Annotated in this window: 22 protein-coding genes; 14 read left to right on the top strand and 8 right to left on the bottom strand. The window is 45.1% G+C overall.

What is annotated here, in order from left to right; translation table 11 throughout:
- Nucleotides 1–160: 160 nt before the first annotated feature.
- The 3 genes from fabF to AAEO56_RS14940 all read right to left on the bottom strand — a co-directional run bounded on the left by fabF (nucleotide 161) and on the right by AAEO56_RS14940 (nucleotide 2529).
- Nucleotides 161–1414 carry a beta-ketoacyl-ACP synthase II gene (fabF, locus tag AAEO56_RS14950; RefSeq protein WP_341697868.1) on the bottom strand — a complete coding sequence of 418 codons (1254 nt, stop codon included), beginning with the start codon at nucleotides 1412–1414 and terminating at the stop codon, nucleotides 161–163.
- Nucleotides 1414–1851: a PaaI family thioesterase gene (locus tag AAEO56_RS14945; RefSeq protein ID WP_341697867.1), complete on the bottom strand. Its 438-nt coding sequence runs from the start codon at nucleotides 1849–1851 to the stop codon at nucleotides 1414–1416. The genes fabF and AAEO56_RS14945 overlap by 1 nt, the downstream gene beginning before the upstream one ends.
- Nucleotides 1852–1938: 87 nt before the next feature.
- Nucleotides 1939–2529 (bottom strand): TetR/AcrR family transcriptional regulator, encoded by a 591-nt coding sequence (locus AAEO56_RS14940; RefSeq protein WP_341697866.1) that lies wholly within the window; start codon nucleotides 2527–2529, stop codon nucleotides 1939–1941.
- A gap of 157 nt (nucleotides 2530–2686) precedes the next feature.
- Here AAEO56_RS14940 and AAEO56_RS14935 point away from each other — a divergent pair, with 157 nt between their 5' ends.
- Entirely contained in the window at nucleotides 2687–3001 is a 315-nt protein-coding gene (locus AAEO56_RS14935; protein WP_341697865.1) for an HPF/RaiA family ribosome-associated protein, read from the top strand.
- Between the two features lie 345 nt (nucleotides 3002–3346).
- On the opposite strand, the gene AAEO56_RS14930 is transcribed toward AAEO56_RS14935, so the two are convergent.
- The 3 genes from AAEO56_RS14930 to AAEO56_RS14920 form a co-directional block, all read right to left on the bottom strand.
- A complete protein-coding gene (locus tag AAEO56_RS14930) occupies nucleotides 3347–3850 on the bottom strand; it encodes a low affinity iron permease family protein (protein ID WP_341697864.1) in 504 nt (167 codons plus the stop codon).
- A gap of 250 nt (nucleotides 3851–4100) precedes the next feature.
- Nucleotides 4101–5192 carry a glycoside hydrolase family 53 protein gene (locus AAEO56_RS14925; protein WP_341697863.1) on the bottom strand — a complete coding sequence of 364 codons (1092 nt, stop codon included), beginning with the start codon at nucleotides 5190–5192 and terminating at the stop codon, nucleotides 4101–4103.
- A 179-nt stretch (nucleotides 5193–5371) separates the two neighbouring features.
- Entirely contained in the window at nucleotides 5372–6244 is an 873-nt protein-coding gene (locus AAEO56_RS14920; protein ID WP_341697862.1) for an AraC family transcriptional regulator, read from the bottom strand.
- Nucleotides 6245–6436: 192 nt separating this feature from the next.
- On the opposite strand from AAEO56_RS14920, the gene AAEO56_RS14915 reads away from it, so the two are divergent.
- The gene (locus AAEO56_RS14915) at nucleotides 6437–7018 is read left to right on the top strand and encodes a hypothetical protein (protein ID WP_341697861.1); all 582 of its coding nucleotides are present in this window, start codon (nucleotides 6437–6439) and stop codon (nucleotides 7016–7018) included.
- Between the two features lie 55 nt (nucleotides 7019–7073).
- Here the strand turns inward: AAEO56_RS14915 and AAEO56_RS14910 are convergent, their stop codons facing one another.
- On the bottom strand, nucleotides 7074–8054 hold the full coding sequence (locus tag AAEO56_RS14910; RefSeq protein WP_341697860.1) for a Gfo/Idh/MocA family protein: 981 nt from the start codon (nucleotides 8052–8054) through the stop codon (nucleotides 7074–7076).
- A 165-nt stretch (nucleotides 8055–8219) separates the two neighbouring features.
- Here AAEO56_RS14910 and AAEO56_RS14905 point away from each other — a divergent pair, with 165 nt between their 5' ends.
- From AAEO56_RS14905 to AAEO56_RS14885, 5 genes are all read left to right on the top strand, one after another.
- A complete protein-coding gene (locus AAEO56_RS14905) occupies nucleotides 8220–9197 on the top strand; it encodes a sugar phosphate isomerase/epimerase family protein (RefSeq protein WP_341697859.1) in 978 nt (325 codons plus the stop codon).
- A 10-nt stretch (nucleotides 9198–9207) separates the two neighbouring features.
- The gene (locus AAEO56_RS14900; protein WP_341697858.1) at nucleotides 9208–9576 is read left to right on the top strand and encodes a hypothetical protein; all 369 of its coding nucleotides are present in this window, start codon (nucleotides 9208–9210) and stop codon (nucleotides 9574–9576) included.
- A gap of 57 nt (nucleotides 9577–9633) precedes the next feature.
- The gene (locus AAEO56_RS14895) at nucleotides 9634–10095 is read left to right on the top strand and encodes a hypothetical protein (protein WP_341697857.1); all 462 of its coding nucleotides are present in this window, start codon (nucleotides 9634–9636) and stop codon (nucleotides 10093–10095) included.
- 235 nt (nucleotides 10096–10330) lie between these two features.
- Nucleotides 10331–10528, top strand: a complete 198-nt coding sequence (locus AAEO56_RS14890; RefSeq protein WP_341697856.1) for a hypothetical protein — start codon at nucleotides 10331–10333, stop codon at nucleotides 10526–10528.
- 156 nt (nucleotides 10529–10684) lie between these two features.
- Nucleotides 10685–11872, top strand: a complete 1188-nt coding sequence (locus tag AAEO56_RS14885) for a WD40 repeat domain-containing protein (protein WP_341697855.1) — start codon at nucleotides 10685–10687, stop codon at nucleotides 11870–11872.
- Nucleotides 11873–11880: 8 nt separating this feature from the next.
- On the opposite strand, the gene AAEO56_RS14880 is transcribed toward AAEO56_RS14885, so the two are convergent.
- Nucleotides 11881–12789, bottom strand: coding sequence for an alpha/beta hydrolase (locus AAEO56_RS14880; protein WP_341697854.1), 909 nt, complete (start codon nucleotides 12787–12789; stop codon nucleotides 11881–11883).
- Nucleotides 12790–12911: 122 nt separating this feature from the next.
- Between AAEO56_RS14880 and AAEO56_RS14875 the strand changes: the two genes are divergently transcribed.
- From AAEO56_RS14875 to AAEO56_RS14845, 7 genes are all read left to right on the top strand, one after another.
- Nucleotides 12912–13274 carry a VOC family protein gene (locus AAEO56_RS14875; RefSeq protein ID WP_341698065.1) on the top strand — a complete coding sequence of 121 codons (363 nt, stop codon included), beginning with the start codon at nucleotides 12912–12914 and terminating at the stop codon, nucleotides 13272–13274.
- Between the two features lie 139 nt (nucleotides 13275–13413).
- The gene (locus AAEO56_RS14870) at nucleotides 13414–13860 is read left to right on the top strand and encodes a hypothetical protein (RefSeq protein ID WP_341697853.1); all 447 of its coding nucleotides are present in this window, start codon (nucleotides 13414–13416) and stop codon (nucleotides 13858–13860) included.
- 12 nt (nucleotides 13861–13872) lie between these two features.
- Entirely contained in the window at nucleotides 13873–14310 is a 438-nt protein-coding gene (locus AAEO56_RS14865; RefSeq protein ID WP_341697852.1) for a hypothetical protein, read from the top strand.
- A 44-nt stretch (nucleotides 14311–14354) separates the two neighbouring features.
- A complete protein-coding gene (locus AAEO56_RS14860) occupies nucleotides 14355–14627 on the top strand; it encodes a hypothetical protein (protein ID WP_341697851.1) in 273 nt (90 codons plus the stop codon).
- 7 nt (nucleotides 14628–14634) lie between these two features.
- Nucleotides 14635–16125, top strand: coding sequence for an efflux RND transporter periplasmic adaptor subunit (locus tag AAEO56_RS14855; protein WP_341697850.1), 1491 nt, complete (start codon nucleotides 14635–14637; stop codon nucleotides 16123–16125).
- Nucleotides 16126–16134: 9 nt separating this feature from the next.
- A complete protein-coding gene (locus tag AAEO56_RS14850) occupies nucleotides 16135–19230 on the top strand; it encodes an efflux RND transporter permease subunit (RefSeq protein WP_341697849.1) in 3096 nt (1031 codons plus the stop codon).
- Nucleotides 19220–20407 (top strand): TolC family protein, encoded by a 1188-nt coding sequence (locus AAEO56_RS14845; protein ID WP_341697848.1) that lies wholly within the window; start codon nucleotides 19220–19222, stop codon nucleotides 20405–20407. The genes AAEO56_RS14850 and AAEO56_RS14845 overlap by 11 nt, the downstream gene beginning before the upstream one ends.
- Nucleotides 20408–20573: the final 166 nt, after the last annotated feature.

Here is a 20573-nt window from a genome sequence, read left to right as displayed (position 1 = left end):
GTTTACCGGGATTGTTATACTACAAAGATGCAAAAGTTTAGCAAGACTTGTATGCCCGCTGCGCTATTTTTATGAGTTCCGACAGTGTTTAGGATAAAGCGGGCTGCTGCCAATTCCACGAACTTACCACAATTCAAACCATACATCCAGGTACTTTAAATTATTCCGCTTTTTTAAAGATGGTACTTGCAGTATGCCCGCCAAAACCAAAAGTATTATTAAGAGCATACCGGACTCTCGTGTGCACCGGACTGCCAAGTAGTATATTCAGTCCTTGCGGTATTTGAGGGTCCAGTGTTTTTGTATTGATTGTTGACGGAATCACATCATTTTTAATTGCCAGTATGCTGATGATGCTTTCTATTGCTCCGGCCGCGCCCAGCAAATGCCCGGTCATCGATTTTGTCGCACTAACATGAACGGGAATATTTTTAAAGACCGTGGCAATCGCATTCAGTTCGCTCAAATCCCCCTGCGGCGTTGAAGTAGCATGTGCATTGATATAATCAATTTCCGAAGGCTGTAATCCGGCATCCGCCAAAGCTTTCCGCATCCCCAGTGCAGCGCCAAGCCCGTCGGCAGGAGTACCGGTCAAATGATAGGCATCGGCAGCCATCCCACCTCCCACTATCTCGGCATAAATCGTTGCGCCACGGGCTACGGCATGATCCCATTCCTCCAACACCAATGCACCCGCGCCTTCTCCTGCTACAAAACCATCCCGTTGGGCATCGAAAGGTTTGGATGCCGATCGTGGATCGTCATTATTTTTTGAAAGTGCGTGCGAAGCGTTGAACCCGCCTATAGACGATTGCGTAATTGCGGCCTCGCTCCCACCAGCGATCATGATAGTCGCTTTGCCCAGCCGTATGGTATCGAAAGCAGAAATAATGGCCGTATTGGATGAAGCACAGGCTGATACCGTAGCATAATTGGGTCCGTGCAGGCCATAGCGGATGGAAAGTGCACCTGCAGCAATATCAACGATCATTTTCGGGATAAAGAACGGGTTGAAACGCGGTGTTCCATCACCATCATAAAATTCTTTAAGCTGCTCTTCAAAGGTACCAATACCGCCATTGCCCGATGCCCAGATAACACCGACCTCAAAACGTTCCGATTGTGGCATGACGGCAAAATCAAGCCCGGCATCCCTCACTGCTTCATCTGTTGCGGCAATAGCATATTGGGTGAAGAGGTCGTACTTTCGCGCTTCTTTCCTGTCGACATACTTTTCAATATCAAAATCCTTTACCTCGCAGGCAAACTGTGTCTTGAATTTTAATGCATCAAATTTAGTGATGGGTCCTGCCCCGCTTTTTCCGGCAAGGATATTACTCCAGAATTCCGGCACCGAATTGCCCAGCGGTGTTATCGCGCCGAGGCCTGTAACTGCTACTCTTTTCATAATCATTATTCTTTAATGGGTGTTTTCAACAGGTTGGTATAACCTTTTGCGATCAGTTTTGTCCTGTCCTTGTTCCAAATCTCGCATTGCGCATTCGATATCTGGCTGCCTTTTTTTAGTATGTCCGTTTTCGCTATTACTACATCGCCTTCGCGTGCCGGTGAAAAATAGTCAACTATGAGGTTAATAGACATGTAGAAATACGGTTCGCCATAGGATATCAGTGTTGCGCCAATGGCATCGTCAATCATGGCAGCTGTTACACCGCCATGCAATGTACCAAAGGGATTGGTCATTTCTTTCCTGACCGTATATTCAAATGTGAGGCTACCGTCCTCTACGGCTGCAATTACTGGCCGCAGCCAATTCATAAAAGGTGAAGGTGAATTTTCCACTTCTTTCCCAATATAACTTTCTAAAAATGCTCTTGCGTTTGGATTCATATTTATAAATTCAATACCAAATGGTATATTTTAAATTAAAGGTATTTTTTTATCATATACCATTTGGTATATTTACTTTCAAATAATTTATTTTGCTATTTCATCTATCATTTTTTCGGCCTGCTTCATCGCCGCTTTAAGCCCGCCCGTCTTACCCGTTACCTTTGCCAGCATCACGCCGCCCTCAATTAATGCAATGAACGCGCCGGCAAATTCTTTTTCATCAAACTTCTGCCTGATCTCTTTTTTCTCCCTGCCTTCTTTTATAACCGACTGGATCGCTTTATACCAGGCATCAATGGCATTACTGGCTTTTTGTTTCAGGGCATCGTGTGTATCGTCGGCTTCAACAGATGTATTAAGCACGGGGCATCCGCCATTAAGTGCGGGAAGTTTCATAAATTCAGAATAGATATCCAGGTAGACCTTCAGTTTGTCAGCAGCCTTTGGCCTCTCTGCCATTCTCTTTTTAACTATAGAACCTACCAATCCGAAGTTATGGTCAAAAGCTGCGAGCGCCACTTCGTCTTTGCCTGCAAAATTTCCGTAGATACTTCCTTTGGTAAGCCCGGTAGCCTCGGTGATATCTGAAAGCGAAGTACCGGCATAGCCCTTTCTGTTAAACAAAGGGGCCGTCTTCTCTATTATGAATTGCCTTGTTTTTTCTGCCTTTGTCATTATCATGATTTTACAATGCAAAATTATACCAATCGGTATACTATACAAAATTAAATCGTATTTATTTTCGCGAATTTAAATCCTAATCTTATGCTAATTCCTTCTTCAAATTGGTTTTTATTGGGTAACTTTATACTTATAACAAAATTCAAACACTATGCAGATTAACATAAACACCGACAACCACATTGAGGGAAGCGGAAGAATCGAAAACTACTTCTCTGAAGTATTACACAACACACTGAAACGTTTTGAAGATAAAATAACAAGCCTTGAGGTACATGTTGGGGACGAGAATGCAGACAAAACAAAAGGAGGCGACAAACGCTGTACGATTGAAGCGCGCGTAAACGGGATGAACCCTTTAGCTGTAACAAATCATGCCGAATCGGTAGAGCTTGCCATAAAAGGCGCTGCTGATAAAATGAAACACCTTTTAGAGCACACTTTCGATAAGATGCGCACTTACTAAGATAAAATCCGCATAAACCGCAAAACCTTCAGGACTTATTCTGAAGGTTTTTTTATTTTGGCATGAAAGGATTGCAAGCCATAAGTGTTGGGAAGAGTTTGTATAATTACATACCGTTCCTATTCAATGTTTCTATAAACATACCGCCCCGCTGGGCTACGATCATAAGTCCCGGAGGGACGATATAGCTATAGCAAACAATAGCTCACACGTAAAAGAGTTCCGGAGGGCATATTATGAGTCCTAACAATTAGAAATCACTGGTAAGGCCTGATTTTAATTTATTGTAAAACAGAAAGATATAGCCTTCCCAACACTCATGATTGCAGCCTTACTGGCTAAGTCCTATTTTGCAGCAGGCTTTTTGGCATCCCCTTTATCTTTTTTCTTATTCCGCTTTATCTTTTCTTCATGCTTTTCTTCAGCCTCATCGAGTGAATGTGACTGATGCAGGTTTTGTGCCTTTTTACTCAGGTCGCCTAGTTTTTTATAGTATTTCTTAATAACTTCCATTTCTTCCTCAGTCATGTCCTCTATATCGATTAGGCGGTTGCTGGCATATTCGCTGCATGCCACAAGTTCGTTCAGTTTCAGCTGGATGGCAAGTGAGTCTTTATTTTGCGATTTCTGGATAAGGAACACCATCAGGAACGTGATGATCGTGGTGCCCGTATTAATGACCAGCTGCCATGTTTCCGAATAGTCAAATATGGGCCCGCTTAATCCCCAGGTGAGGACTATCAGGAATGCAGTGACAAATACCGGCGTACTCCCGGATGCCTTAGTAACCTTCGCTGCGAATATCTCAAAATAGTTCTTTGACTTTTGGTCGCCTTTTTTCTTAGCCATAATGTCTCATTTTTTATGCACTTAAAATTATTAAAAATACAGTGGATGTGTATGTATGTCGGAAATAAAAAAAGCGCTTCAAATAGACATGGCACTATGATTATAACGGACTTGAAACGGATGACAGAAATACGCTTACCGTGCAGCTATACGCTATTAGTGGACATGGGTTAACTACCCAAAAGAGAGAGGTTCACGGAATGGGCGATGTCTGTAAAATTAATTTGAGGTTTTTTCTGGATGGTGAGGCCTACTTATGAAAAACATCCATTGCAGGAAGCGCTTTGCCATCAAAATCCCACAGCGCCTGGTTTTCCGCAGCTGAGCCATTGGTAGCTTCTGCACCCCTGAAGGCTACCCACTCGGTACCCCAATAGCAGAAGCCGATTCCGGTACCGCTGTCCTTTACAACGCCCCTTAGCGCCATCATATAATTTTTCTGTCCTTCAGGTGTAGCGGGATAAGCCGGAATGATCTGGTCCTGTGCCCCTACCGAATTATTTGTCCAGTCGTTCCATCCCAGTGTAAACGGATAGGATGTTTCGGCAATAATCACTTTTTTGTTGTGCGCCTGGCCTAATTGCGTCATTTTTGCCTGCACATTTGCAAGGCTTTTTCCATGCCAAACAGGATAATAAGACAGGCCAATATAATCGTAATCTACACCGGCAATTTTATTAAAGAACCAGTCGGCGCTGTCGGCAATGCCCGCATAATGAATCATGATCTTTGTATTAGGTGCATTTTGGCGGATAACAGCGCTGATGCCGTTTACCAATTGAAGGTAACCCGCTTCATTGTCGGTAAGGTTACCCAGCGGGTACATAAATCCGGTATTGGTTTCATTTCCTATCTGGAAGATGTCGGGATTTATCTCTGCCAATATATTCGCAGTGTAAAGCATTGCCTGGTCGGTCAGCTGCTGAAGGTTAAGGCCTGTCCATTCTGCCGGGGTCGCCTGCGCTCCCGGATCTGCCCAGGTATCCGAATAATGCACCGTAAGCCACACTTTCATGCCGGCAGCTTTCACCCTGGCAGCGAGCGCCTTTACCTCAGCCATTCCTGAATGTTGGCCTGAAGGGTTTTTCCATAGGCGTATCCGGATGGTGTTTACACCGGCATTTTTCAGTGTTACCAAAGCATCTTCTGCCTGGCCTGCATTATTTTTAAATGCATATCCCGTCCCTTCGATTTCAGGAAGGAACGACATATCTGCGCCGCGGATAAAATCGTCTTCAGCCACCGGGCCGCCGTCGCTGCTACCTTTGCTGTCATCGCTTCCACAGGAAACCATTATCGAAAGAAAACTCCCTATTAGTAAAGTACAGATAAATTTTTTCATGCCTTATTTTATAAATATTCAAATTTAAAACTTGTTTTTTAGAACTATGCGCTTTTTCTTAATTCTGTCGATAGAAATACGGAGATAATTTGGTGCATCCGGATAATATGAACAACTATTCCATTTTTGTAAAGAGAAACGCATATACATCCGCACGACCCTCGTCCCAATGCAAAGCCTCACGAAACAACCTCCCGCAACTCCTTCCGATACTGCGACGCACTTTTTCCGGTAAATTCTTTAAACGCTTTGTTGAAATGGCTAAAGTTATTAAAGCCGCTTTCGTAGCAAACGTCCGAAATGGGAATATGCTTTTCGGCCAAGAGCTTACAGGCATGCACGATGCGGTACTCATTAACGAATTGTGTAAAAGTCTTCTTGGTGACCTTTTTAAAGTACCTGCAGAAAGAAGGAACCGTCATACTCGCCATTCCGGCAATGGCTTCGAGCGCGATGGGCTGCCTGAAACTATCCTTCACAAAATTGAAGACCATATTAATGCGGTCGTTGTCCTGCACCTGCGTTTCCATGGCAAAGCCCTCGGCATTCAGCACTTTATATTCTTCGGAGCGCTCCAGGTCGTTGAGCACCGCTATCATCGAAAGCAGTCTTTCAAAAGGATCCTGGCTTCCCATAGCCTCAAGCTTCTCCCCGACACGTTTCTTTGTTTCACCACTAAAAGCAATGCCTCCCCTCGCCCGATTGAAAAGGCTTTGCAATCCGGTAGTTTCCGGCAGCGTCATAAAAGCATCACCCAAAAAATCGGGCTTCATCTGTATTACGGTCTCGTTCTTATTCCCTGTCGCCTCATCAGTAAAGCCGCAATGCGGGAGGTTGCTGCCAATGAGGATAAGGTCGCCATCGGTATAATAAGAGATATGGCTCCCTATCTGCCTTTTGCCGGCGCCGCCATTTACAAACACCAACTCCACTTCCGGATGGTAGTGCCACACGTGCGCCCTGCTATTGGCATTCTGCACATATTTGGAATAATAGAAGGAACTCCCAAAGGTGGGTTCGATGACTTCAAAAGTGGGAATGGCAACTTTCATTTTCTAATGCTTTTCTCAGTGCAAAAGTACTCAAAACACAACAATATTTCCTCAAATTTATCATACAACGTTTTTGAAAGTTAATATAGCACATATATAAGAAAATATTGCTGTAACCCTGCCCGGTGTAATGAAGTAATTTAGCATTGTAGAAATTCAATTAAAAATTCATCAATCAAAAATCAAACAGGTATGAAAAAAGTAATGAAAATGGGTTTGGTAATGGCATTGTTCCTTACTGCCCTTGTGGCTAATGCAGCCGACAACAAACTTTCCTTAAATGTAAGGACTGGTATGGGTAAACTGGTAAACTTCACTGTTAACGACATTAAAACTGTAAACGTAACTATTTCAGCTAAAGATAAAGAAGTTCTTTTTTCTGAAAGGCTGAAAAGCAAAGAGGGCAAGATCAACAGGACATATGACCTGGCTGCTTTCCCTGACGGAACGTACTACCTTGAGGCAGAAACAGGCACTGAAGTAGCTACCTATGAAGTGACTATCGCCAACAACGGTGTGATCGTTTCGGAAAAAACAGTTGCTGAAGTATACAAGCCTTTGCTTAATGCCAAAGACGGCATGGTCACCGTGACCCTGCCCGCAGGTAAAACACCGGTTGGCATTAAAATGTACGACGAGAACAATGTGGAGCTTTACAACGGCACAGTTGCCCGTACAACTAAGTTTGACATGAACAGCACTACGGCAAAAAAAATAACGCTTGTTATGACCTACAATGACAAAATGTTCGTTGAGACTATTGCCGCACGATAATAATATGGTTTGTTTGGTTACATACATGAAGAAGCAGCTTTAGGGCTGCTTTTTTTTATTTTAATGTCCCCAGTATCTTGTCAAGCATAAAAGTTGTATGTGCCCCTGTTAACCCTGTCGATGGATGGACGGCATTTCCCAAAAGATGCTCCCGCATGTTGCGTACGTGGTACAGCTGGATGTTTTCCGGATGCTCTATAATTACTTCCTGTCTGCCGGAGTCGTTGGTTAGTACAACTGGCACCTCATCAAAAACGGCAAACGCTATCGTGCCTTTACTTCCGTAGATAATTACGCTGTCGGCCCTTTCGGATAATCCAAAATTCCAGCTACCGGTACCGGTAACACCTGAATCATGAAGCCAGGATGCAGCAACGGCATCTTTTGCAGTATACAATCCCTGCTGGTTCAGGCTGCTTCCCGAAACTTCTTTTACATTTCCAAACAAATATATAAACAGGTCAAGCCCATGGCTGGCGAGGTCGTCAAAATAACCGCCTGCAGCAATTCTGGCATCGGTTCGCCAGTTGTATTCACCGGAAATATCTTTTGGCGAAGGTGTACGCCCCAAGTGCCAGCTGATATGCCGCACTGTACCTATCTCACCTGCCGCTATCCAATTCTTTATTTGTAAAAAACGAGGAAGCGAACGGCGGTAATAAGCCACAAACAACGGCAATCCCTTACTTTCAAAAGCATTGCAAATAGCGACGCATTCAGCATACGTGGGCGCCATCGGTTTTTCGATGCAGCAGGGTTTACCGGCCTCAGCAACCTTTAGTGCATAAATTTTATGCGTGTCGGGCGGTGTGGCGATATACACGGCATCCACTTCAGGGTCGTTGATGAGTGCATCCGCATCAGAATAATATTTTGGAACGCCATGCCTTTTTGCATAGTCAGCGGCTTTTTCAGCATCGCGGCGCATGACGGCATGCAACTCAAAACCTTCTGTTTTTTGATAGGCCGGGCCGCTTTTGCGTTCGGTCACATCGCCGCAGCCGATTATTCCCCAGCGGATTATTTTTTGATCCATAGGTTTGTTTTTGGAAGCCTAAAAATAGTATTTTAAAGCTATTCTGCAAAGCCACGCTAAACTTGCCGCGCTAAAAAGTGGGAGAAGATGCAAAGTTTTGCGAAGTAATTATAACCGATAGCACAGATTTATTCCTATTTTTAAATTCCCAAAAAACAAACTGAAATGAACAGACGCCTTTTTATAAAAAACACGGGGATGGCAGGAGCCGCGCTTGGAATGGCCGACCCGATACTCTCCTGGCTTATGGAAAACGAAAATAATACAGCATTAAAACCTTTCTTCAAACTGTCTTTGGCACAATGGTCGGTACACAAAGCGATACTCGAAACCAAGACGTTGCCAGCTCTCGACTTTGCCAAAAAAGCACGCGAACTTGGATTTGAAGCGGTAGAATATGTTACCCAGCTTTATAATAAAGAGATCGAAAAGGACGGTATCGACAAGCTTATACCGGAACTCAAAAAACGCAGCCACGACCAGGGCGTAAAAAATGTATTGATCATGGTAGACGGCGAAGGAGAGTTGGCCGCATTGGAAAAAGCCGAAAGGGACGATGCCATTGCCAGGCACTCCAAATGGGTGGATGCGGCTGCGGAAATGGGCTGCCATTCGATACGGGTGAACCTTTTCGGGAAAGGAGCTGAGAATGATTTTGCGAAATGGAAAGAAACATCGGTTGACGGTTTGGGCAGACTTACGGAATATGCCCAAAAAAGCCAGATCAACGTAATAGTCGAGAATCATGGCGGATTATCTTCCGATGCAGAAAAACTGACAGATGTAATCAAAACCATCAACCTGAAGAACTGCGGTACGCTGCCGGATTTTGGGAATTTCTGTGTAAAGCGGGAAGGCGGTGAACGTTGGGGTGCCCCGTGCATTGACGAATATGACAAATACAAAGGCGTACTCGAACTGATGCCCTTTGCCCATGGCGTTAGCGCCAAGACCTACGACTTTGGTGCCAATGGCAACGAGACAACCATCGACTATAAAAAAATGCTAAAGATCGTAAAAGAGGCAGGTTACAACGGGCACATCGGGATTGAATACGAAGGAAGCAGGCTGAGTGAAGAAGACGGGATTAAGGCTACGAAGGCATTGCTGCTGAAAGTTGCAGGGGAAATAAATAATAAATAAATTAAACCAAATGATAGAAACTTTAAAAGAATTAGAAAACAAGGATGCTATAATTGAAATAGGAAATAAAGAGCGCTCTGCCTGCAAACTTATTTCTGTGGAAGAAGCGGACGGGACAACAAAACTGAATCTCGAAAGTATATTCCCGGTCAGGGAGCTGAATGTAAATCCGTCAAACCCGTGGGAGATTGCATTATCCCAAGCCGCATTCGGAAAGAATTACAGCTTTTTTGTCGTTGGAGATGTACAATTTATAAGCAGTCAGGAAATCGTATTTACAGAACGTGACCGTAACCTTGAAATAAAACTGGATTTCAGCGAAGGAACTGTAAAGAGCACTATGCTGAAATATATTGATGCACTTATTCCTAAAGGATAACATGAGCCCTGCCTGAAAGTTTAGAACCGTTCTTTTGAGAATTTAAACCCTAAAGCTATGAATTTCTATAAAATACTTATAGCAGCCTTTTCGGCAACCAACATTATGACGACGTTCAGCTATCTGGTATCCATCAGTTATAAGAAACTGTTTAAGGAACCGGTAATGCTGAACTTTATATTGGAAGGTGCGGGCATCAGCCTGAAAGGCGGTGTGAAAAAGTTCTCCGGCTGGTTCGCGCATTACCTTATAGTAGTGGCATTTGTAATCGTTTATGAATCGATATGGCATTATACGAACGTAGAATTCGGGTTTGTATCAGGTATCGTCTTCGGTATCGTCAGCGGATTCATAGGCGTGTCCTGCTGGCGGCTCACCTACCGCCTTCCGGATGGCAATCCACATGTCCCTTCGAAAGAGTACGGAATACAGCTATTCTTAGGCCACATCGTTTTTGCTATAGGTGTGGTGGTGGCTTTTAAGATTTTTAATTATGATCCGCTTTCGTATATCTATTAATTGACTACTTCCAAGTATCAACTTATTGACTTCATCCTTACGATTTAGCTTTATTTTACAGTGTTTACGCGGCATTCCCATTTGCGCAGGCGATTATGTGGTTCATTAATTGTAGGTAAAAACACCTGTTTTAATAAAACAGGTAAAAACCACTGTTATCCTTACAACTGCATCGGTTAAATTTACCAAATGTTAAAAAAGCATTAACACCACTAACCTTACTAAAACTAACTACATGGCAAATTATGATTACACCGTTGTAACGGCACAGGGAGATGTGCACCTTACAACAACCTCGCACCACACCGAGCATGAGTCTATTAACAAATGGATTGCTGCGCACCGGGCTTCCATTAAACGTGCACTTGATGCTGAAAGCGGCCGTTTAAAGGTATTAGCCGTTTATAGCGACCACAGCAGGCAGGAAAACTAGCCCGGTAAGTGATCTAAACATTGTATGCCTTTTGGGCAGGGAACCTGTTTGCCGCAACCTTATTATCTTGTTCCGACGAGGAAAATGTTCAGTATTTTTAATTTCGCGGAGCAATATATCCGGAAATTAATAAATTAGCCGTCAAATATCCAACTAATGAGTTACGACCTTACCATTTCTTTAAAACCAACAGATTATAAGGAGCTGAAAAACCACATCAAAACACTTCCCGACACACAATTGGAACCTGCTTCAAATCTTCGGATGATTAAGGGTATGTCCCATTACATGGAAATTGACCTCGAGCATGTAACTGACAAGGGCGATTATGAAAATGCCGAAAAGCATGGCCTTGTGAACCACATCAGTTTTCATATTCCTTATGACTACATTAAAAAAGATTGTGGCAATGCCGGGGCATACTATGATTATGTGCAGCACATTGCCGACCATACCGGCAGCAGGGCCATGGATATGCAGTCGGGTAAATATATTGACGATCCGGCCTTTGAACACTTCAGGGTGCGAAACCTTATCCCCAACTCCAATGCCTATTATAACCATATAGAAAAAGCAGGCACCAAACTGCATTTCAGCCGTACAACCTCGGGATATTACCCCTTGACCATCGACCTGGAAAGTTTTGCAGTAATACAAAACTCCGGCAAAGTAGCGCTTGAACCTGACTATCCACCGTTCCAATTGATACGGAAAGAACTTTCAGGTAGTGGAAAATGGCTGGCATTATCACATTGGAAAGACAAAAAACAACTTAAAATAGTTGACACAAAAGATATTGATGATGCCGTACTCCCTGAAGAATTATGGAAAATGGATGCAGAAACAGTTTTCAGTGGCGCGGGACAGGTGGTACTTATGGCTTTCAGCAAAGATGATAAACTGTTTTTTACCAATGCTTACAGGAATAAAACCCTTAAGCTTTGGGACAGGGCCACGGGCAATCTTATTAAAAACTTTTCGGTGTATGCAGGCCATATAGGGACATTTAAGCCCTTGAGCGATAAATTATTATGTATATGCTCAAACGCAGGCATTAGCTTTTGTGACATCACGTCAGGAAACATACTGCTTCATATTGTGCCAATGCATAATAACTGGATCGCCTTTACCCCCAACGGCGATTATGAGTTTAAATCTGAAATTGGCGGCGCTATAGAACTGGACTGGATCGATAATGACAAAAACGAAAGCTACTGCTTTATACCCGGGCTTGGGTTTGCCTATTATGAAAGGCAAGGGAATTATAAACTGAATAAGGTAAAAGAAGCTAAAGGGGTTGAAAAGGAAAACTTATTGGCATCCTCATTAAAGGGTTTTGTGTAAAATTTGTTCTACAAGAGTTTAGAAGCCACCATCCATTCCTTAAGCCGGTCCATCCATTTGTCTTCCGTGGTCGTATTATTCATTCCGTAACCATGGCCCCCATGAGGGTAAAGTATCATTTCGCTGAATATCTTATATTCCTGCAGCGCCTTATAATAAGCAATGCTGTTGCCCACAGGCACCAGGTCATCGTCGGCAGAATGAACCAGGAAGGCAGGAGGCGTTTGGGCAGTTACCGCCAGCTCGTTAGAGTAATATATCGCCCGATCCGGCTTGGCAGATTTACCCAGCAGGTTTTCGCGGCTGCCCGTATGAGTCAGGCTGTTGGAAAAACTGATAACCGGGTAAATGAGTATCGAAAAATCAGGGCGCAACGATGTATTTTTAGGGTTGTCGATTTCGCTTTTATCAAAATGGGTAGAAGCTGTTGCGGCCAGGTGCCCTCCAGCCGAGAAACCCATAACGCCGATCTTAGAAGCATCGATATTCCATTCTGCCGCATGCTCGCGCACCATTTGCAAAGCGCGCTGCACATCCTGTAACGGCCCGATAGATTTATCTTTCATGATGGCATCGTTCGGCAGGCGGTATTTCAGGACAAAAGCCGTTACGCCCCAGCTGTTAAACACGCGTGCTACATCGGTGCCTTCATGGCCGGAAGCGAGTATGCCGTAGCCACCACCGGGGCAAATGATCACCGCGCTTTTCATTGGCGAAGGCGTACCGGGTTTATAAACGGTCAGCGTGGGTATCGAGACATTGCTGACGATAAGGATACCATCGCTTGTCACTTCAGATTTTTCTGTATTGGGAGATGGCTTGCTGTTGGGTATGGCTTTTTCGTACAACGGAATTACCTGCTGGGCATTGGCAACTGTGGTTAAAAGTATTGCGACCAGGATTGTAAGATGCTTCATGTATTAATTTATTCCTGTAAAAATAGCAAAGAACCTTTAATATTTGTAATTTCAGTTATAAATCATTTACCCCATGATAAAGCCGGGCTCCATCGTTATACGCTGTTTGAATTTGAAAAAAAATTCTTGAATTCTGGACGGCAGCGTTGTATTATACGGAGCGCGAACCCGCAAGTGATGGCTGGGTGGTGCTAACAGATCCGAATGAAAAAGGCATCAATATCTCGTTACAGCAAGTGCCCGAAAAGCGTAACGGAAAAAGGGGCAGGCTGCACATTGACCTTTACACCGAAAACCAGCAGGAAGAAGTGGAAAGGCTGGTAACGCTTGGAGCCACACGCTGCCCATGGCGGTACCAGCCCTCCGACGATTTTATTGTATTAGCCGACCCTGACCACAACCTATTTTGTGTGGTGCAAATGCCGGGAGGCAAGAGTTGTTGTTCGTCCGTACTTCCACCGCAGGGATATAAACATAATAATTAAGATACTATGCCGTTTATAAATAAGAAAATTCATGCAACCAACAATATTTTAAAGGAATAAGAACCAGTCATTGAAACCATCGAAAATGCAGCGTTTAAAAATAAAGAAACAAATAGGGAGAGGACATTTCATCTTATATATGCTGACTTTGATTCCTATGGTATATGCCTGTAATTCTAAAGAAAATGAATTTAAGGATAACAGCACCCAGTACCGGGCCATAAAGGAAAGAGACACCGCCTATTTATTCCTTTCTATGGGCGAAGAGCGTTTTTACGGAAAATATGAGATTCACTATGGCGCATCCGGTAGGGATAAAGGAGATGTGAGGGGTGAAATTAAAGGCGACACGCTGTTGGGCGAATTCTATTTTAAGCCATACGGGGGAGGCGAAAAAAAGAGGGCGCCGTTTGTAGTATTGAAAAAGGATGGAAAGCTGTTATTAGGGAAAGGCGTGGAGAGCAGCTACCTCAACATTTCTTTTTACATGCCCGATATACCAATAGATTATAGCGACCCTGCTTTTATTTTTGAAGAATTGCATTCTACGGAAATACAAAAACTGCCGAATGATGCCAGTCGATAAATCGATCCGGATATGTTTATTTCCCAAAGGCTTATAAAAATAAGTATCGAAAACAAAAATCATTATATTTGCGAAATGCGCCACAAACTGTTAAGCTATTTTGTCTGCCTGCTTACAAGCACCATATTGCTTGCGCATGCGCTTGTGCCGCACCATCATGAGCAGGAACATAGCATAGTTGGCCATCACGATCATGAAGCCGATGGCGGGTTAAAAGGTGTTTTCACTACACATTGCCATTCGAGCGACTGTTTTACATCGCTGGTAAAGCACACTACAGAGCAGTCGCAGTACAAGCATGTAGAAAGTGCGATACTTGCTAATGATATTGCCTTTATTCAGAATAGTAGTTTTTCAAAGCCAAAAAACTATATTTCCTGTAATTACACGCCAAGCTCTTTTCATTTACTACATATTGATTTCCGGGGGCCGCCTGCATTCAGCGTTTAATAAACCCTGAATTCGAATACTTGCATAAATCAATATTTATTACAATGAAAAAAATACTTATCCCATCGATAGTTGCTTTGGCGTTACTGACAGCCTGCAACAAAAAAGCCGACGCACACGACCATGAAGGCCACGACCACAGCGGCCACGAACATTTTGAAGGCGATGGCCACGACCATAGCAAAGACGACATGTCAGGAGATGGCGCGCATTCCCAGGAAGAATTTACCGTGGGCACCGATTCCGTAAAGCACACTGATAACGATGGCCACGATCATAGCGATGACGGGCACTCTCACGACGGACACCAACACTAACCGTTACATGCAAAGACATATAACAGCGCTGCTGTTGCTTATGCTGACCCTCGCGGGCTGCAACAGCAACAACACCAGCGTAGCTAAAAGTCCCGAAGCGGAACCTTTAGCACAGACATTATATACGGATAAGACAGAACTGTTCGTAGCGTACAACCCGTTGGTTATTGGCGAAGTTTCGACTTTGGCCGCGCACCTTACCCAACTTGGGGATATTTTTAAACCGCTCACCGATGCAAAAGTCACCGTAAGCCTTATCGTAAACGGCAAAGGCGTTCGAAACACGGCAACCGTCCCTAAAACGGGAGGGCTGTACGTTATCGACCTGAAGCCTTCTGCCGCCGGCAAGGGGACTTTGGTAGTGGATATACAATCGAAAAATTTTACTGATAAAATTACTATTGAAAATGTGGTGGTTTACGCAAATGCAGAAGCGGCACAGAAAGCGGGTCACCATGACGAAGATGCGGGCGCCATTGCTTTCTCGAAAGAGCAGGCATGGAAGATCGAATTTGCAACTGCCCCGGCAGCAAAGCAGGAGTTCCATGAAGTGATACGGACCAATGGGCAACTGATTTCGGCGCCGGGTGATGAAATGGTCATTGCCGCAAATGCAGACGGTATCGTGCGATTTTCGGGCAACAAAGCACAGGCCGGTATGGCAGTACAGCAAGGAACTCCGCTGTTCGTCATTTCGGGAGACAACCTCACGCAAAAGAATGTCGACTCCTCTATCAGGGAATCGCGTGCAACGTACCTGAAGCTAAAAGCAGATTACGAACGTGCTTCGGAGTTGGTTAAAGACAAGATCATTTCGCAAAGGGAATTCCAAACGACAAAGCTTGCGTATGACAATGCACGTAACGACTATAATACGGTCTCGAAAAACTATTCCGGCAAAGGCTTAGGTGTTGCGGCTCCGATGAGCGGCTTCATAAGTTCGGTTTCTGTAACCGATGGGCAATTCGTACAGGCCGGGATGCCATTGGCAACCGTATCTAAAAACAAGCGATTATTGCTAAGGGCAAATGTTTCGCAGCGCTATTTCAGCAAGCTGCCGGGCATTACATCGGCCAACTTTACCCTGCCAGACGGGAAGACTTACGACACCAGCGACCTCAATGGCAAAGTAGCATCGTTCGGGAAGAGCGCGGCAGCTAATTCGGCATTCATTCCTATCAGCTTTGAGATCGACAACATGGGCGGACTTATTTCAGGCTCGACCGTACAGGTATTCCTTAAGTCGGGCGCCGTCGCTAATGCGCTTGTTATACCATTTACAGCAGTGATGGAAGAACAGGGCATTTACTATGTATATGTGCAGACCGGCGGCGAAAGCTTTGTAAAAAGAGAAGTGCAGCTTGGCGCCAATGACGGTAAAAACGTACAGATAATCAAAGGGGTGGCAGAAGGCGAAAGGGTAGTTTCGAAAGGGGCTTACCAGATAAAGCTATCGGCTGCATCGGGCGCTATGCCGGCACATTCACACGAACATTAACCGGACGCCATGCTAAATAAAATAATCAAATTTGCATTGCACAACAGGTTAATTGTTGTCATTGCAAGCACACTCCTTATCGTATTTGGTTCCGTCACAGCATCCCGTATGGAGGTGGATGTGTTCCCGGACCTTACAGCGCCTACCGTTGCCATCCTTACCGAGGCGCACGGAATGGCTCCTGAAGAAGTGGAGAAACTCGTTACCTTCCCGCTGGAGACTTCAGTGAATGGTGCTACCAATGTACGCAGGGTACGAAGCTCATCGTCATCGGGACTTTCAATTGTATGGGTTGAATTCGAGTGGGATACCGATGTGTACCTCGCCCGACAGATCATCAATGAAAAAATAGCCTCCGTTAGCGAACGCCTGCCCGAAAACGTGGGCAACCCAACCATGGCGCCGCAGTCGAGCATCATGGGCGAGATAATGTACGTTACCCTAACCGCAGATACCACATCGACCATGGACCTTCGCACCATAGCCGACTGGACCATACGCCCGAGGCTACTCGCTACCGGCGGGGTGGCACAGGTAGTGGTGAATGGCGGGGAATACAAGCAATACCAGATACTGGCCTCACCGGACAAGATGCGCTACTACAACATCACACTGCCGGAATTATCGGAAGCGGCAAAGGCTGCTAATGGGAATTCTTCCGGCGGGTTCATTAACGAATTCGGGAATGAATACAGCATCAAAGGCACCGGCCGCACCAGTGATATTGCAGAGATCGGGAAATCGGTGGTAAAAGTGGTTGGAGGCAACAGCGTGAAGATCGAGGATATTGCGGAGATAAAGATCGCAGCCGCCCCGAAAATAGGGGATGCCTCGAAAAACGGGAAGTCTGCAGTAGTGATGACCATCCAGAAGCAGCCTTCGACAAATACACTGGAGCTTACGCAAAAGATAGATGATGTAATTGCCGACCTGAAAAAAACGATACCGAAAGATATTGAGGTGGACACACATGTATTCCGCCAGGCTGATTTTATTGAATCGTCTATAAGCAACATCCAGAAAACACTGATGGAAGGGACGATCTTTGTAGTCGTGATCCTATTCCTGTTCCTTATGAACTGGAGGGCAACGGTGATATCGCTGATCGCCATACCGCTTTCGCTGATCGTGGCCATCCTGACATTGAAATGGCTTGGCCTTACCATCAACACCATGAGTTTAGGAGGTATGGCAATCGCCGTGGGTGACTTAGTGGACGATGCGATCATCGACGTGGAGAATGTTTATAAACGCCTTCGCGAAAATGCCCGCCTGCCCATAGAACAGCAAAAGAAAAAGCTCACCGTGATATTCGATGCTTCTTTAGAGATAAGGACATCCATCATCAACGCGACTTTCATAATCATTGTGGCTTTCGTACCATTATTCTTCTTAACAGGAATGGAAGGCAAGCTGTTGGCCCCGCTTGGGATCGCGTTTATCGTCGCGCTGTTTGCCTCACTGATCGTTTCTATCACGCTGACTCCTGTACTGTGCAGCTACCTGCTTACAAGCGACACCATGCTGAAAAAGAAAGAGAAGGAAAGCTGGCTTGTAGAAAAGCTGCAGCGCGGTTATAGCAATGCCTTAACCCTTGTAATGCACAACAAGAAAACCGTTATTGGCACTGCTACCGGATTGTTTATAATCGCATTGATCCTGCTGACCCAGTTGGGCCGCAGCTTCCTTCCTGAGTTTAATGAGGGATCGCTCGTTGTTTCGGCAGTGACCCTTCCGGGAATATCGCTTGACGAAAGCAACAAGGTAGGCACGCAGGTTGAAAAAGCATTGCTCTCGGTACCCGAAATAAAACTGACCACACGAAGGACCGGGCGGGCAGAGCTGGATGAGCATACCCAGGGCGTGAACTCCTCCGAGATCGAAGCGCCATTCCATTTGGAAAAGAGGGACCGTGAAGAATTCATGGAAGACGTACGCGAAAAACTTTCGGGGATATCCGGTGTTAACATCACAATTGGGCAGCCTATCAGCCACCGTATCGACCACATGCTTTCGGGTACCAGGGCGAACATTGCCATCAAGATATTTGGTTCGGACCTCAATAAACTGTTCACTTTATCCAACCAGGTGAAGAGCCAAATACAGAACATCGAAGGCCTTGTTGATATAAGTACCGAACAACAAGTAGAAATACCGCAGATACAGATACGCCCAAAACGCGACATGCTGAATTTTTACAGCATCACTATTGGGCAATTCAATGAGTTTGTAGATGTGGCTTTTGCAGGAGAAAAAGTATCGGAAATATACGAAGGCAACCGCACTTTCGACCTCATCCTGAAATTTGATGACGAGAACCGCGGCAGGCTGGAGAACATCCGCAATACAACAATAGACAGCCACGACGGACAGAAGATCCCGTTGGAATATGTAGCCGATATCGTGAGCACTTCCGGCCCGAACACCATCAGCCGGGAGAATGTGCAGCGGAAAACAGTAGTCTCGGCTAACGTGGCAGGACGCGACCAAAAGAGCGTTGTGGAAGATATCAAAAAAGCCATTGGCGATAAGATAACCCTTCCCGAAGGCTACCACATAGAGTACGGCGGCCAGTTTGAAGCGGAAGCTGAAGCGTCCAAAACACTGGTAATCGCATCACTATTATCGCTGTTGGTCATCTTCCTGATACTGTTCCAGGAGTTTAAAAAGATAAAGACAGCCTCTATCATTTTAATAAACCTTCCGTTGGCGCTGATCGGCGGCGTGCTCAGCATTTACTTTACGAGCGGCATCATGAGCATCCCGGCCATCATCGGGTTCATTACGCTTTTTGGCGTAGCGACACGGAATGGCATCCTGCTCGTATCGCATTATAAAACATTGCAGGCAGAAGGCTACTCGCTTTACGACACGGTAATACAGGGTTCTAAAGACCGACTTAGCCCCATCCTGATGACGGCACTGACCGCAGGGCTGGCGCTGATACCACTGGCCGTTGCGAGTGACCTCCCCGGCAACGAGATACAAAGCCCGATGGCGAAAGTGATCCTGGGCGGGCTGCTTACCTCTACCCTGCTGAACATCTTTATCGTCCCGGTGGTGTATTACATGTCTAACCTAAAAAAGAAAGAAGATGCGATATAGAGCAGTATTTCACATAGCTGTGCTCCTGTTTGCTTTGCAGGCAGCGGCACAGTCGACACTGGACAATACGCTTTCGGCTATTGCCAAAAACAACAAGACCCTGGCCGGCAGCAAGCAGGAATGGGAAGCGCGGAAACTGGAATTCAATACCGGGCTTACGCCCCCCAACCCTACTGTGGAGTACGATTATTTATTTTCGAACCCGGTAAGTGCCGGAAACCAAACGGTGTTTACGATATCTCAGGCGTTTGATTTCCCCACGGCATATTCGCGGAAAAAGCGCCTTGCCGATGAACAGGTGAAACAGGCTGATTTCTACCTTACTTCGGCAAGGCAGGACATCCTTTTGGAAGCAAAGACAGCTTGTATACAGCTGGTTTACCAAAATAAAAGGCATACACAGCTGACCAAGCGTTTGGCGGACGCCGAAAAAATGGTACAGAATTTCCAGGTGCGATTAGACAAAGGCGACGGCAATATTCTGGACTACAACAAAGCTAACCTGCAGCTTATCGAACTGAAGAGGGACTACCACAATACAGTATCGCAGATCAACCAGCTGAATTATACGCTGACAGAGCTGAACGGGGGAAATGAGATCGTGTTTAAAGATACGCTATATCCGATGATTCCTGCTATACCGGCCTTTGAGGAACTTGAAAAGGCTTATGAGGAAAGCGACCCTAACCGGAAGATATTGGAACAGCAAAAAGTGGTGGCCCAAAGCAACCTCTCGGTAAGCCGGTCGATGACACTGCCGAAGATTGAGGTCGGTTATCATTACCAAGGAATATTAGGCCAGACGTATAATGGCATCCATACCGGTGTTTCGATACCGCTGTGGGAAAACAAGAACGTGATACAGCAGCGCAAGGCCGAAGTGACCGCCGCCGAGCTGGACATCGATGCCCACGTGAACGAGCATTTTTTCCACATCAAGCATTTGTATGAGGAATATACCAACCAAAAGAACATGATGGAAGCCTACGAAGCCGCGAAGATCGACACATCGTCCCGCAACCGGGTACTGCTCAACAAAGCTTTTGCCCTGGGCGAGATCTCGGCAACGGAATACTTTATGGAGACCAGCTATTTCTATACGGCCCTCAACAGCTTTTTAGAAACCGAAAAAGAGTATCATGAAGCGGTGGCGATGCTGCTGAAGTACCAGTTGTAGATATATTCATGTCACCTGGGTGACTAAGTGTTCTATCTATTAGTGACTAGTCCTAAAATAACGATACAGGATTAATAATAATAAAAGTACAATTTTTTAGACAGAAGTAGCTTCTTGGTTACTTCTGTTTTTTGTTTTATAAGTCCTCATTTTAATTTCCTTTTGC

The organism is Flavobacterium arundinis (assembly GCF_038289855.1).
Lineage (GTDB): Bacteria > Bacteroidota > Bacteroidia > Flavobacteriales > Flavobacteriaceae > Flavobacterium > Flavobacterium arundinis.
Note: the sequence above shows the minus strand (reverse complement) of the source record. Positions and strands in the feature narration are given on the sequence as shown.